This window comes from Mycobacterium sp. (assembly GCF_965229105.1).
Classification (GTDB): domain Bacteria; phylum Actinomycetota; class Actinomycetes; order Mycobacteriales; family Mycobacteriaceae; genus Mycobacterium.
In genome coordinates this window covers 4,319,024-4,331,715 of sequence record NZ_OZ245858.1, presented here as the reverse complement: position 1 = coordinate 4,331,715, position 12,692 = coordinate 4,319,024, and the positions used below count along the sequence as shown (strand labels likewise).

Annotated in this window: 13 protein-coding genes; 8 read left to right on the top strand and 5 right to left on the bottom strand. The window is 65.9% G+C overall.

What is annotated here, in order from left to right; genetic code table 11:
• Positions 1–28: 28 nt before the first annotated feature.
• Positions 29–415: an XRE family transcriptional regulator gene (locus ADBZ9O_RS20175; RefSeq protein ID WP_526533326.1), complete on the bottom strand. Its 387-nt coding sequence runs from the start codon at positions 413–415 to the stop codon at positions 29–31.
• Between the two features lie 115 nt (positions 416–530).
• On the opposite strand from ADBZ9O_RS20175, the gene ADBZ9O_RS20170 reads away from it, so the two are divergent.
• Together ADBZ9O_RS20170 and ileS are read left to right on the top strand one after the other, a co-directional pair.
• A complete protein-coding gene (locus ADBZ9O_RS20170) occupies positions 531–1,163 on the top strand; it encodes a hypothetical protein (protein ID WP_526524706.1) in 633 nt (210 codons plus the stop codon).
• A gap of 247 nt (positions 1,164–1,410) precedes the next feature.
• Positions 1,411–4,566 (top strand): isoleucine--tRNA ligase, encoded by a 3,156-nt coding sequence (ileS, locus tag ADBZ9O_RS20165; protein ID WP_526524705.1) that lies wholly within the window; start codon positions 1,411–1,413, stop codon positions 4,564–4,566.
• Here ileS and ADBZ9O_RS20160 read toward each other — a convergent pair.
• Together ADBZ9O_RS20160 and ADBZ9O_RS20155 are read right to left on the bottom strand one after the other, a co-directional pair.
• The gene (locus ADBZ9O_RS20160) at positions 4,541–5,275 is read right to left on the bottom strand and encodes a ferritin-like domain-containing protein (RefSeq protein ID WP_526524704.1); all 735 of its coding nucleotides are present in this window, start codon (positions 5,273–5,275) and stop codon (positions 4,541–4,543) included. The genes ileS and ADBZ9O_RS20160 overlap by 26 nt on opposite strands.
• Positions 5,268–5,492 (bottom strand): RNA-binding S4 domain-containing protein, encoded by a 225-nt coding sequence (locus ADBZ9O_RS20155; protein ID WP_526524703.1) that lies wholly within the window; start codon positions 5,490–5,492, stop codon positions 5,268–5,270. The genes ADBZ9O_RS20160 and ADBZ9O_RS20155 overlap by 8 nt, the downstream gene beginning before the upstream one ends.
• A gap of 109 nt (positions 5,493–5,601) precedes the next feature.
• Here ADBZ9O_RS20155 and ADBZ9O_RS20150 point away from each other — a divergent pair, with 109 nt between their 5' ends.
• Positions 5,602–6,948, top strand: coding sequence for a DNA polymerase IV (locus tag ADBZ9O_RS20150; protein ID WP_526533324.1), 1,347 nt, complete (start codon positions 5,602–5,604; stop codon positions 6,946–6,948).
• Here ADBZ9O_RS20150 and ADBZ9O_RS20145 read toward each other — a convergent pair.
• On the bottom strand, positions 6,913–7,857 hold the full coding sequence (locus ADBZ9O_RS20145) for an asparaginase (RefSeq protein ID WP_526524702.1): 945 nt from the start codon (positions 7,855–7,857) through the stop codon (positions 6,913–6,915). The genes ADBZ9O_RS20150 and ADBZ9O_RS20145 overlap by 36 nt on opposite strands.
• Positions 7,858–7,911: 54 nt before the next feature.
• Here ADBZ9O_RS20145 and lspA point away from each other — a divergent pair, with 54 nt between their 5' ends.
• From lspA to ADBZ9O_RS20120, 5 genes are read left to right on the top strand one after another with little or no spacing between them, the layout of a single operon-like run.
• On the top strand, positions 7,912–8,541 hold the full coding sequence (gene lspA, locus ADBZ9O_RS20140; RefSeq protein ID WP_526524701.1) for a signal peptidase II: 630 nt from the start codon (positions 7,912–7,914) through the stop codon (positions 8,539–8,541).
• Positions 8,541–9,467, top strand: a complete 927-nt coding sequence (locus tag ADBZ9O_RS20135) for an RluA family pseudouridine synthase (protein WP_526524700.1) — start codon at positions 8,541–8,543, stop codon at positions 9,465–9,467. The genes lspA and ADBZ9O_RS20135 overlap by 1 nt, the downstream gene beginning before the upstream one ends.
• 50 nt (positions 9,468–9,517) lie before the next feature.
• The gene (gene rarD / locus ADBZ9O_RS20130) at positions 9,518–10,429 is read left to right on the top strand and encodes an EamA family transporter RarD (RefSeq protein ID WP_526533322.1); all 912 of its coding nucleotides are present in this window, start codon (positions 9,518–9,520) and stop codon (positions 10,427–10,429) included.
• A gap of 18 nt (positions 10,430–10,447) precedes the next feature.
• On the top strand, positions 10,448–10,825 hold the full coding sequence (locus ADBZ9O_RS20125) for a YciI family protein (protein ID WP_526524699.1): 378 nt from the start codon (positions 10,448–10,450) through the stop codon (positions 10,823–10,825).
• Between the two features lie 40 nt (positions 10,826–10,865).
• Positions 10,866–12,014 carry an RNA polymerase sigma factor gene (locus ADBZ9O_RS20120; RefSeq protein WP_526533320.1) on the top strand — a complete coding sequence of 383 codons (1,149 nt, stop codon included), beginning with the start codon at positions 10,866–10,868 and terminating at the stop codon, positions 12,012–12,014.
• A 10-nt stretch (positions 12,015–12,024) separates the two neighbouring features.
• On the opposite strand, the gene ADBZ9O_RS20115 is transcribed toward ADBZ9O_RS20120, so the two are convergent.
• Positions 12,025–12,684: an MliC family protein gene (locus tag ADBZ9O_RS20115; protein WP_526524698.1), complete on the bottom strand. Its 660-nt coding sequence runs from the start codon at positions 12,682–12,684 to the stop codon at positions 12,025–12,027.
• Between the last annotated feature and the right edge of the window lie 8 nt (positions 12,685–12,692).

Genomic DNA, 12,692 nt, shown 5'->3' with positions numbered 1-12,692 from the left:
GTGAATAAGGACGAGCGAATTGTATAGCTTAAAGTGGCGGTACGTCTTGGCGCGGCGCCATTTCAGAAAGCTTTTGCGGACGCGATGTCGCAATTTTATTTACGGTTTCGTTAATAGTTGCCACAGTGACTGGTGCGGACTCGATGTAGCTCCACACTTCCTGCCGACTCATCAGTCCAAAACGGATTTGCAGGTCGGGATAACTGAGGGCGAATCTGTCCGCGACGCGACGCAATTCCTCGGCGTTGGGGTAGTCCGTCTCCTTGATCCGCCGGTAATAGGTGCTGCTTGAGGTGCCTAGAGCGTCATAAATCTCTTTGGCTTCCAGGTCACCGTCGAGGAGGTAGTCCAGCAGCGCCTTGAGCTGCCTACCGTTTTCATCTGTCCGGGGCACATCTCCACCATAACCGGACATCTCGCCATTGGGCAGGGCTAGCCAGAGTTGTGACATCCGTCGTTGTATTGACACCGTCGTCACGGTTTTGGCAGTGCTCTCCCATTTCTGGGACACGGTGTGTAGCTTGATGGTCATGGCTGCTTCTCATGTCGCACAACCACCCGCCAAGACCCTGCGGATTACCGACTACGACATTGCCGGTCGACCCCGTCCAGGTGACCTTGCCAAGTTCTCTGCACCGCTGTCGGATGTGTTAACTGACGAGCTCGACGAAACACAGCGAATCTTGGGTATTCCGACCGAGGAAATCGTGCTTGCGGCGCTCGGACGCACGATCGCCCGCACGATCGGAGAGGGTTATGTCGCGGTGGATTTCACCGACGGCGAGCATGTACCGTCCTCATTCGCGCTGTGCTGCGCTGCGCCGGAGCACACCAGCGCCAGTGAGATGTTGGTGTCCATCCACCGCGAATTGGGCGCCGCTTCGCGCCGCGATCTGGAGTTACCTGCGGAAGTGCTCATCTCGTACCGCGGCTCGGCACCGGAGCTGGCCAACTTCGATCACGCCCTGGAGATCCGCGTCTACCGCGACGGCGGCCTGTTGCATCTGGATTGGCGTTACGACAGCAGGCAGTTCGCGCCATACACGGTGGAGGAACTCACCGAACAGTTCCCGTTTGCGCTCATCGAGCTGACCTCCGAAGCCACGCCGGGGTTGCTGGGCAACACCGACGTCGACATCGCGGTTGGAGCCTTCGGCCACTGAGCCGACTGATTTGCGTTGCTCGGTAGACTTTCAGCCGAGCGGCGTCGATCCGGCCATCACCGGGGAGCCTTCGGAAGAACGGCCCAGCTGATCTGGCCAAGTAGAACCGAACGGGTGGGCCCGTCACAGCCTCGATTTGAGCGGCCACGCCTGTGCGTGTGCAAGCGGGGTGGTACCGCGGCGCTCGCGCACCAGCGCGTCGTCGTCCCCGTGCCAGGCAGTTGGGCACAGGAGACGACGGACCGCAGTGACTGAGAACGCTTATCCCAAGCTGGCCGCAGGGGCGCCCGATTTCCCGGCACTGGAAGTCGACGTCCTCGGGTATTGGGAGTCCGACGACACCTTTCGGGCCAGCATCGCCCGTCGTGACACCGCGCCGGAGTACGTGTTCTACGACGGCCCGCCCTTCGCCAACGGCCTACCGCATTACGGCCATCTGCTGACCGGCTACGTCAAAGACATTGTTCCGCGGTACCGCACCATGCGCGGCTATAAGGTCGAGCGCCGATTCGGCTGGGACACCCACGGCCTGCCTGCCGAGCTCGAAGTGCAACGCCAACTCTCGATCACCGACAAGTCTCAGATCGAAGAGATGGGTATCGAGAAATTCAACGATGCCTGCCGGGCGTCGGTCCTGAAGTACACCGACGAATGGCGTGCCTATGTCACGCGCCAGGCGCGGTGGGTGGACTTCGACAACGACTACAAGACCCTGGACCCATCGTTTATGGAGTCGGTGATCTGGGCCTTCAAACAGCTGTGGGACAAGGGCCTGGCCTACGAGGGCTACCGGGTGCTGCCGTACTGCTGGAATGACGAGACGCCACTGTCGAGTCACGAACTGCGAATGGACGACGACGTCTACCAGAGCAGGCAGGACCCGGCGATCACCGTCGGGTTCACCATCCCCGAAGGCGGGGGAGCAGGGCCGCTGGCCGGTGCCCACTTCCTGATCTGGACGACCACGCCGTGGACCCTGCCATCGAACCAAGCCATCGCCGTCAACCCCGACGTCAGCTACCTACACGTGCGCGGTTCCGACGGTGAGCGATATGTGCTGGCTGAGGCCAGGCTGACCGCCTACGCAGCAGAACTCGGCGAACAGCCCGACGTCCTGGACACCTATACCGGCGAACAACTCCTCGGCATGCGTTATGTGCCGCCCTTCCCGTACTTCCTGGATTCTGAGTTCGCGTTTCAGGTGCTGCGCGCTGATTTCGTCACCACCGAGGACGGCACCGGCATCGTGCATATGGCGCCCGCCTACGGCGAGGACGATAAGGCGACCACTGACACCGTCGGGATCGTGGCGGTCACCCCGGTGGACTCCAAAGGCCGGTTCGACGCGACGGTGCCCGACTACGCGGGCCAGCATGTGTTCGACGCCAACCCGCAGATCATCCGGGACCTCAAGAATCGCACCGGGCCCGCACAAGCAGGTGGCGCCATCCTGCTTCGGCACGAGACCTACCAGCACTCCTATCCGCACTGCTGGCGTTGCCGTAACCCACTGATCTACCGCGCCGTGTCATCGTGGTTCATCAAGGTGACCGAATTCCGGGACCGGATGGTCGAACTCAACCAGCAGATCACCTGGTACCCCGAGCATGTCAAGGACGGCCAGTTCGGCAAGTGGCTCCAGGGCGCGCGGGACTGGTCGATCTCGCGAAACCGTTACTGGGGCAGCCCAATTCCAGTGTGGAAATCCGATGATCCGGCATATCCGCGCATCGACGTCTACGGCAGCCTCGACGAGCTGGAACGCGATTTCGGGGTGCGGCCGGACAATCTGCACCGACCCTTCATCGACGACCTGACTCGGCCGAATCCCGATGACCCGACCGGCAATTCGACGATGCGACGCATCGAGGATGTGCTCGATGTCTGGTTCGACTCAGGGTCGATGCCGTTCGCGCAGGTGCATTACCCGTTCGAGAATGCGGACTGGTTCTTGGGGGCGGCGGGCACCGAGGAACCGCACTTCCCCGGCGATTTCATCGTCGAGTACATCGGGCAGACCCGCGGCTGGTTCTACACATTGCATGTCCTGTCGACCGCGTTGTTCGACAAGCCGGCGTTTCGAAGCTGCGTCGCGCACGGCATCGTGCTGGGCAACGACGGTCAGAAGATGAGCAAGTCGCTGCGCAACTATCCCGATGTGAGCGAGGTGTTCGACCGCGACGGCTCGGATGCCATGCGGTGGTTCCTGATGGCCTCGCCGATCCTTCGGGGCGGCAACCTGGTGGTCACCGAGCAGGGCATCCGCGAGGGTGTCCGTCAGGTGCTGCTGCCGTTGTGGAACGCCTACAGCTTCCTCACCCTGTATGCACCGAGAGTCGGTACCTGGCGCACAGATTCACCGCATGTGCTGGACCGCTACATCCTGGCCAAGCTGGCGGTGCTGCGCGACGATCTCACCGTCGCCATGGACGTCTGCGATATCTCCGGTGCCTGCGAGCAGCTGCGCCAGTTCACCGAGGCACTGACGAACTGGTATGTCCGGCGGTCCCGCAGCCGGTTCTGGGATGAGGATCCCGATGCCATCGACACGCTGCACACGGTGCTCGAGGTGACAGCTCGGTTGGCTGCCCCGTTGTTACCGTTGGCCGCCGAGGTGATCTGGCGCGGTATCACCGGTGGCCGGTCGGTGCACCTGACCGACTGGCCGGCCGCGGATCTGCCGTATGACCCCGATCTGGTCGCGGCCATGGACCAGGTCCGGGAAGTCTGCTCGGTTGGCTCGTCGCTGCGTAAGGCCAAGAAGTTGCGGGTGCGGCTGCCGCTGCCGAAACTGACGGTCGCGGTCGATGCGCCGCAACGCCTGGTGCCGTTCACCGATCTGATCGCCGACGAGCTCAACGTGAAAGCCGTTGACCTGACTGATGATATCGCCTCCTATGGGCGATTCGAGTTGACCGTCAACGCGCGGGTGGCCGGCCCACGGATCGGTAAGGATGTGCAGGCCGCGATCAAGGCGGTCAAGGCCGGCGAGGGTGTGCTCAATGCCGACGGCACGCTGACCGCCGGCCCGGCCACCCTGCTTCCTGCGGAGTTCAGCTCCAAACTGGTTGCCGCAGAACCGGATTTCACCGCGGCGCTGCCCGACGGCGCCGGTCTGGTGGTGCTCGACGGTGCGGTCACCCCGGAGTTGGAGGCCGAGGGCTGGGCCAAAGACCGGATCCGTGAACTGCAGGATCTACGAAAGTCCAGTGGCCTTGAGGTGTCCGACCGGATCACCGTGGCGATCGCGGTACCCGCCGAAAAAGCCCAGTGGGCGCAGACTCATCGTGAGCTGATCGCGGGGGAGATCCTGGCGACGAGCTTCGATTTCGTCGACGGAGATGCGTTGGCGGCGGGGGTGGATATCGGGGACGGCGTCAAGGTGGCGATTGCCAAGGCCTGATCAGCACCCGCCCCTGCACACCGGCGAAATCCGCGATCACCCTCCGCACGAATACGGTTCGCCGACAACCCGATACCCGTAGGGCGCCGCCGTGGTCGATCGACACGACCACGGTGGTACCGATCAGGATCACCCACCACAGTGCATGGGCGAGCAGTCGTAGCGGCAGCGGGGAGCGTAGGAACCCGGCCCGCAGGCGCTGCTCCTGGAACTGGACGTGCGCCACCTCGTCGTCGACGATGCGTGCGGCCACGGCGCGCACCACCGCGTCCGGAGCCCCCGCCGCAAGTGCGCCGTAGTAGCTCAGTGCGATGACTTCGGCGACGGTCAGCACCATCAACTCCGTCCGCAGCCCAAGGGCCCGCCGGATCCGCACGAAGACGGTGTCCGACCAGTGCCGTGGCATCGGCTCGGCGCCGAAATACCGCAGCACATTCAGCAACAAAGCCGCGTGCTGCTGCTCCTCGGCGACAAAAAGCTCTGCTGCACAAAGGTATTCGACATCCCCCGCGCGCTTGGCCTTGGCCAGCAGTTGAGCGCCGTCACCACTTTCGCCGAGCTGGTACCGCTGTATCGAGGCAACCAGGTGGTTCACCGCTTCGTCATCGCGCAGGGCCAGGGACGCGTCGAAATCGATCGCGGCGTCGACCCGCTGGTGGTGGCGCCGGTTGTGCTCGAAATGCTGAACCCAAGGACCGAATTCAGCCACCTGTGACCCGTGCCGCGTTCGGACCGATCGACACGGTGTCCCCGGGGCGCAGCTGACGGCCGCGCCGCGTCTCGACGACACCGTTGACTTCCACGAGGCCGTCGGCGATGGCCGCCTTGGCATCTGATCCGCTGTCGATCAGATCGGCGAGCTTGAGGAATTGTCCGAGTCGAATCGATTCGTCCCGGATCTGCACGTCGCGGGCCTGAGCTGGCATGGCAGTCAGGCTAGCCTGGCAATAAGACCTAGCATCGGGAACTGTGGACGCCGCGCAATCCCCTCTCGTCGCGCCCGCGCAGACGGGTCGGTGGGTCCTGCACCTCGATATGGACGCCTTCTTCGCCTCGGTCGAGCAGCTGACCCGCCCGACACTGCGCGGCCGTCCGGTGCTGGTGGGTGGTCTGGGTGGCCGCGGTGTGGTCGCCGGCGCCAGCTATGAGGCGCGCCCGTACGGAGCCCGGTCGGCGATGCCGATGCATCAGGCCCGCCGGATGGTTGGTGCCGCCGCGGTGGTGCTCCCACCGCGGGGAGTGGTCTACGGACTGGCCAGCCGGCGGGTGTTCGAGACGGTCCGCGGGATCGTTCCGATCTTGGAGCAATTGTCATTCGACGAGGCGTTCGGTGAACCCGTCGAACTGGCCGGTGCGTCGGCCATTGAGGTCATCGCATTCTGCGAGCACCTGCGGGGCCGAGTGCGGGAGGAGACCGGGCTGATCGCCTCGGTGGGCGCCGGATCGGGTAAACAGATCGCGAAGATCGCCTCCGGACTGGCAAAACCCGATGGGGTACGGGTGGTTTCGCGGTCCGAGGAGCGAATCCTGCTTGACGGGCTTCCGGTGCGGCGGCTGTGGGGGATCGGTCCCGTCGCCGAGGAGAAACTGCACCGTCTCGGGATCGAGACCGTCGGTCAGTTCGCCGCACTGTCTGACACCGAGGTGGCGAGCATCCTGGGCGCCACCGTCGGGCCTGCGCTGCACCGGTTGGCCCGAGGGATCGATGATCGGCCGGTCGCCGAGCGGGCGGAGGCCAAACAGATCAGTGCGGAATCGACCTTCGCCGCCGACCTGACCACGCTGGGTCAACTGCACGACGCCGCAGGGCCGATCGCCGAGCACGCCCATCAACGCCTCGAACGCGACGGTCGCGGTGCCAGGACGGTGACCGTCAAGCTGAAGAAGGCCGATATGACGACGCTGACCCGCTCAGCCACCCTGCCGTACGCGACTGCGGAGGCCGCCACCCTGATTGCGACGGCCCGCCGCCTGTTGCTCGATCCCGTCGAGGTCGGGCCGATCCGACTACTCGGGGTCGGGTTCTCCGGGCTCTCCGATGTGCGTCAGGAATCGTTGTTCCCCGACCTGGATCAGGGTCAGGTTGAGCTCGGCGATGCCAGGGCGCCCGTCGCGGTGGCAGTGCCGGAGGCCGGTGGTTGGCGCATCGGCGATGACGTGTCGCATCCCGAACTCGGGCACGGCTGGGTCCAGGGTGCCGGCCACGGCGTGATGACGGTGCGCTTCGAAACACGCGGTTCGGGTCCCGGCCTCACCCGCACCTTCCCGGTCGACGAGGCCGCGGTTACCCGGGCGAATCCGGTCGACAGCCTGGACTGGCCGGAATTCGTCGCGGACCTCGAACCGTCAGCCGAGTCGGGCGAAAATATCGCCGGCGGATAGTTCGGCGGCCAAGGCGGCCATCAACAGCACCCGCGCCTGTGGCGGTCGCAACCGCGGCACCACGATCGCGCCGGCATCGACCATGGCCCGGCCGGGTCCGTACGTCGCGCCGACCTGACCGCCGGGCACCCGCGTCGACACTGCGACGACGATCCCGTTCCGGCAGTGTCTGCGCACCCCGTCGATGACAGCGCTACCGGCGTTACCGGATCCGAGCGCTTCCAAGACGATGGCCTTGGTCCCCGCTTCGACATAGGCATCCATCGCCACCGCATCGCTACCCGCGTAGACGGTGACGATATCGACGCGCGGTGCGGTGGCGGCGGAAAGCGCGCCGAGCGTCGGTCGAGTCTTGGCCGCCGTCGCGACAAACCGCCCGTCGGTGATGGTGCCGATGGTGGTCCCGGCGAAACCGGACAGATCCTCGGTGGCCACCTTGTGTAACCCTCGGGGTGCCAGCACCCGGCCGGCGAAACAGACCAGGACGCCCAGGTCGCGGACCGCCGGGTCGGCCGCGAGGGCGAGCGCGTCGCGCAGGTTGGCCGGGCCGTCCGCATCGACGGCGTCCGCGCTGCGCTGGGCGCCGGTGAGGACCACCGGCGGCGCTCCGACGTAGGTCAGGTCGAGCCACAGCGCGGTCTCTTCCATGGTGTCGGTGCCATGGGTGACGACGATCCCGTCGACGTCGGGGGACGCCGCAGCGCTGGCGACCGCAGCCGCGATGCGGTCCCAGTCGGCGGGGACCAGGTGCGAGCTGTCGACCGCCATCAACTCGATCACCTCGACGTCGACGCCGGCGTCTGCATCACAGACCAGCTGGGCGCCGCTCTGACTGGGCCGCTTCACCCCGTCGGCATCCGAGCGCGTGGCGATGGTCCCGCCGGTGGCGATCACGACGACACGGCTCATGGGCCTGATCATGCCTGAGAACAAGACACTTGGTGACTAGGGGATGATGGAGCAGTGACTGACGAAACAACCGGTTCGGCCGAGCCGGTGACCGAGGCCACAGATGCGCCGGAAATCGTGCCAAGCCCTAGCGACGAGGTGGCCCCCGCGGCCGAGGTCCGACCAAGAATCCGACTGCGATTGCTGTTGTCGATCGCTGCGGTGGTGCTGGCCCTCGACGTGGTCACCAAGGTGCTCGCGGTGAGGTGGCTGACACCAGGACAACCGGTGTCGATCATCGGCGACACCGTGACCTGGACGCTGGTCCGAAACTCCGGTGCCGCGTTCTCGATGGCCACCGGCTACACGTGGGTGTTGACGCTGGTCGCGACCGGCGTCGTGATCGGCATCATCTGGATGGGCCGCAGGCTGGTGTCCCCGTGGTGGGCGCTTGGTTTGGGAATGATCCTCGGCGGCGCACTTGGCAACCTGGTCGACCGCTTCTTCCGCTCGCCGGGCCCACTGCGTGGCCATGTCGTCGACTTCTTCTCGGTCGGCTGGTGGCCGGTGTTCAACGTCGCCGATCCCGCCGTGGTCGGCGGGGCCATTTTGCTGGTGGCGCTGTCGCTGTTCGGTTTTGATTTCGACGCCGTGGGCCGCCGCAGCGCGCAGCCCGAACCGCCCGTATCTGCTGAGTCGGACTGATGGCCGAGCGCTCGATGACGGTGCCAGAGGGGCTGGCCGGAATGCGGGTCGACGCTGGGCTGGCCCGGCTGCTTGGCCTGTCGAGGACCGCAGCCGCGACGCTGGCCGAAGAAGGCGGCGTCGATCTGGACGGCGTGCCTGCGGGTAAGTCCGACCGGCTGGCCGCCGGTGCGTGGCTGGAGGTGCGGTTGCCCGAACCCCCCGCGCCGGTGGAGAACACGCCCGAACTGATCGAAGGTATGACGATCCTCTACGCCGACGATGACATCGTCGTCGTCGACAAACCCGCCGGTGTCGCCGCGCACGCTTCGGTGGGCTGGACCGGACCGACCGTGCTGGGTGGGCTGGCCGCGGCCGGTATCCGGATCACCACCTCGGGCGTGCACGAGCGGCAGGGCATCGTGCAGCGGCTCGATGTCGGCACCTCCGGGGTGATGGTGGTGGCCATCTCCGAACGGGCGTACACCCTGCTCAAGCGCGCCTTCAAGGAACGCACTGTCGACAAGCGGTATCACGCACTGGTGCAGGGGCACCCGGATCCGTCCAGCGGCACCATCGACGCACCGATCGGCCGCCACCGCAGCAACGACTGGAAATTCGCGGTGACCGAGGGCGGCCGAGCCAGCGTCACCCACTACGACACGGTCGAGGCGTTCACCGCCGCCAGCCTGCTCGATGTACACCTGGAAACCGGCCGCACCCACCAGATTCGGGTGCATTTCTCCGCCACTCACCACCCGTGCTGCGGCGATTTGACCTACGGCGCCGACCCGACGCTGGCGAAAAAGCTTGGGCTGGAACGGCAATGGTTACACGCGCGATCGCTGTCCTTCGCTCATCCCGGCGACGGTCGGGCAGTTGAGTTCACCAGCGCCTACCCGGCGGATCTGCAGCATGCTCTCGACGTTCTGCGCAAGCACGAGTGAGCAGCGGCCCGTCTGATCGAACCGATACTGAGAAAACCCGCCGCTCGGGCGTGCTGTTCGGCGTCGGTGCGTTTGTCTGGTGGGGTCTGTGTCCAGGGTTCTTTCCACTCCTGCTCCCGGCAGGCTCGATGGAAGTGCTGGCCCATCGCATCGTGTGGAGCGCGCTGAGCCTTGCCATCGTGCTGCTGGCGGCGCGCCGGTTCGGCGACCTGCGGCGGCTGTCCGGACGGACCTGGTTGCTGCTGGTGGCGGCATCGGTGCTGATCTCGATCAACTGGGGTATCTACATATTCGCCGCGACCCACGGGCACGTCGTCGACGCCGCATTGGGTTACTTCATCAACCCGCTGGTCACCGTCGCGCTCGGGGTGCTGATCTTCCGAGAACGCATCGGGCGCTGGCAAATGGTGGCGGTGGCGCTCGCCGTTGTTGCGGTGGTGGTTCTGACCGCAGAGGTGGGTGCACCGCCCTATCTCGCGATCGGTCTCGCCGCGTCGTTTGCGGTGTACGGACTGGTGAAGAAGGTGGTGGTGGCGGATCCCCGCGTCAGCGTCGCCGTCGAGACGTTTCTGGCGCTACCGCTGGCGGCGGGTTACCTGATCACACTCCAGGTCCTCGGGCAGGGACATTTCCTCAACTTCGGTACCAGCCACAGCGTCCTGCTGGTGTTGGCTGGACCGATCACGGCCATCCCACTGCTGCTCTTCGCCGCCGGTGCGCAGCGGCTGCCCCTGGTCACCATGGGTCTGTTGTTCTACCTGAACCCAGGTCTGCAGATGGCGTGGGGTGTGTTCGTCGGCCACGAGCCGATGCCGCCGGGCCGGTGGATCGGGTTCGGATTGATCTGGGTCGCCCTCGCGGTGTTCAGCGCTGATGCGTGGCGTCGATCGAGATCCGAGCCGGTGTCGGTGTCGGTGTCGATCGAGCGGGTCCCCGATCGTCATAGCGGTGACACCATCTAGCTCAGGGAGGACACCACCATGCAGTACTGCCTGCTCATGCAGTATCAGGAAGGCCCGGACGCCGGCCTGTCCGACGAGGATATGGCCCCGGCCCGGGACGCCTTCGCGAAGTACGCCGACGATCTGGATGCCGCCGGGGTGTTGATCGGCACCCAGGTGCTGCAGTCGGCGACGGTATCGACCACCTACAGCGCGCGATCCGGTGCCCCCGAGATCCAGGACGGGCCCTTCGCCGATACCAAGGAGCGCCTCGGCGGCATCTTCGTCATCGAGGTACCCGATCTGGATGCCGCACTGGAGTGGGCGGCGAAGTGCCCGGCCGCGGCGTGGGGCTCGATCGAGATCCGGCCCGTCGCCGTCACCTACGCCAAAGGCCAGGGCTGGTATCAACCCTGAGGCGCAGGTAGCCGAATGGGCCGGCCGTTCCCACGGCCGGCTGCTCGCCCTGCTGGCCGCCAGGACCGGCGATATCCCGGCCGCCGAGGACGCGCTGGCCGACGCGTGGGAACGCGCGTTGACGGTCTGGCGGGACAACGGCGTGCCGGCCAATCCGGAGGGCTGGGTGCTGACCGTGGCGCGTAATCGGTTGCGAGATCTGTGGAAATCTCATGCCTACCGGATGACCGGTCCGCTGCCCGAGGACGACGACTGGGCGGTCAACTCGGTCGACTCGACGGCTGATGCCGGGGTCCTGCCCGATCGCCGGCTCGAGCTGATGTTGGTGTGCACACATCCCGCGATCGGCATGGAGATCCGGACCCCGCTGATGCTGCAGACGGTCCTCGGGATCGACGCGGCCGCCATCGCCGCAGCATTCGCGGTTCCCCCGACCACAATGGCGCAACGGTTGGTCCGCGCCAAACGCCGTATCAAGGTCGCCAAGATCCCGTTCGTCATACCCGATGCGGCAGTGCTGCGGGACCGACTGCCGGCCGTCCTCGAGGCGGTCTACGGGGCATACGCCATCGACGGGCAGGACGCGGGCAGGGACACTCTCGCGGGGGAGGCATTGCATCTGGCGACGGTCTTGGCCGATCTGCTGCCTGACGAACCAGAGGTACTCGGCCTGGCCGCGCTGGTGTGTCTGGGGCAGGCCCGACGGCCAGCGTGTCGCCGCGACGGGGTGTTCATTCCCCTCGACGATCAGGACCCATCGGACTGGGATCGTGGGCTCATCAATCGAGGGGGGCAGCTGCTGGGGCGGGCGCACGCCTGTGGTCGACCCTGGCGCTTTCAGTACGAGGCGGCGATCCAGGCCGCGCACTGCGCCAGACCGGTGGACTATGTGGCCGTGCGACGGCTCTACCTGGCGTTGATCCGGATCAGTCCGTCCTTGGGTGCCCAGGTGGCGCTGTCTGCGGTTGTGGCCGAAATCGACGGCGCCGCAGCGGGTTTGGCTGCGCTGGATGCCATCGTCGGGATCGACGAATTTCAACCGGCCTGGACCACCCGCGCGCATCTCCTGGTAGCACTCGGCGATCGGCGAGGTGCCGCAACGGCGTACGAACAGGCCATGGAGCTCACCGACGACGATGCTGTGCGGCGCTACCTGGCGGGCCGGCTACGGGGCCTCGACAGCAGCTAGGGCAGTGCAGTCACGGCACTGTGCAGACGAATTTGTCCCCGTGGAAGTCGACGGTGACCTCGCCCTGGTGCTCCCAGTAGTCGACGCCGTCGCGTCCATAGCGGGCGCCGCTGCCGGTCTGTTCGGCGAAGAGCACTGCCGATTCGGAGCCCCACGTGAGCACGGCGGTGGGCGGATCGAACTGGTTGTAGAACCGCGCCGTCAACGGTTTGGCCGGATCGGGGCATTGATAGGTCACCGTTTCCGGTGTCACGGTGTCGGGATCGTCGATTTTCAGTTCGACCAGCTTCGTGCGGTAGGCATCCAGCACGCACTGGTGCACATCATCGGCCTTCCAGCAGTCGTCGCGCCCGGTCTTCCAGCTGCCCTGCGCCGCTTGCAGCGCGGCCCGATTCGCTCCGGGCTCGTCGACGGCGTGCGCAAACTCCGCCGCCAGCTGCTGATCGAGCGTCACCAGTTCGGGGTTCTTGCAGATCAGCGACTCCACGTCACCGTCAGCTTTGGTGCAGTCCACCGCAGTGGTCGCGGCCGGGGGCGGGGTCGCGGTTGCCTGGGTGCTGCTCGGTGCCCCGGTCGGTGAGCTGCCGCACGCCACCAGTGCGAATACCCCCGCAATCAGTAGTGCGGCCAGGCTCGGATGGACTGCTGGGGCGTTGTTGGTCGAGCGCATCGACCGAC

Bases quoted from the DNA above. Each gene is read 5' to 3' on its own strand.
- ADBZ9O_RS20175 (WP_526533326.1), bottom strand. From the start codon at position 415: ATGTCCGGTTATGGTGGAGATGTGCCCCGGACAGATGAAAACGGTAGG.
- ADBZ9O_RS20170 (WP_526524706.1), top strand. From the start codon at position 531: ATGGCTGCTTCTCATGTCGCACAACCACCCGCCAAGACCCTGCGGATT.
- ADBZ9O_RS20155 (WP_526524703.1), bottom strand. From the start codon at position 5,492: ATGCCAGCTCAGGCCCGCGACGTGCAGATCCGGGACGAATCGATTCGA.
- ADBZ9O_RS20150 (WP_526533324.1), top strand. From the start codon at position 5,602: ATGGACGCCTTCTTCGCCTCGGTCGAGCAGCTGACCCGCCCGACACTG.
- ADBZ9O_RS20145 (WP_526524702.1), bottom strand. From the start codon at position 7,857: ATGAGCCGTGTCGTCGTGATCGCCACCGGCGGGACCATCGCCACGCGC.
- ADBZ9O_RS20135 (WP_526524700.1), top strand. From the start codon at position 8,541: ATGGCCGAGCGCTCGATGACGGTGCCAGAGGGGCTGGCCGGAATGCGG.
- ADBZ9O_RS20125 (WP_526524699.1), top strand. From the start codon at position 10,448: ATGCAGTACTGCCTGCTCATGCAGTATCAGGAAGGCCCGGACGCCGGC.
- ADBZ9O_RS20115 (WP_526524698.1), bottom strand. From the start codon at position 12,684: ATGCGCTCGACCAACAACGCCCCAGCAGTCCATCCGAGCCTGGCCGCA.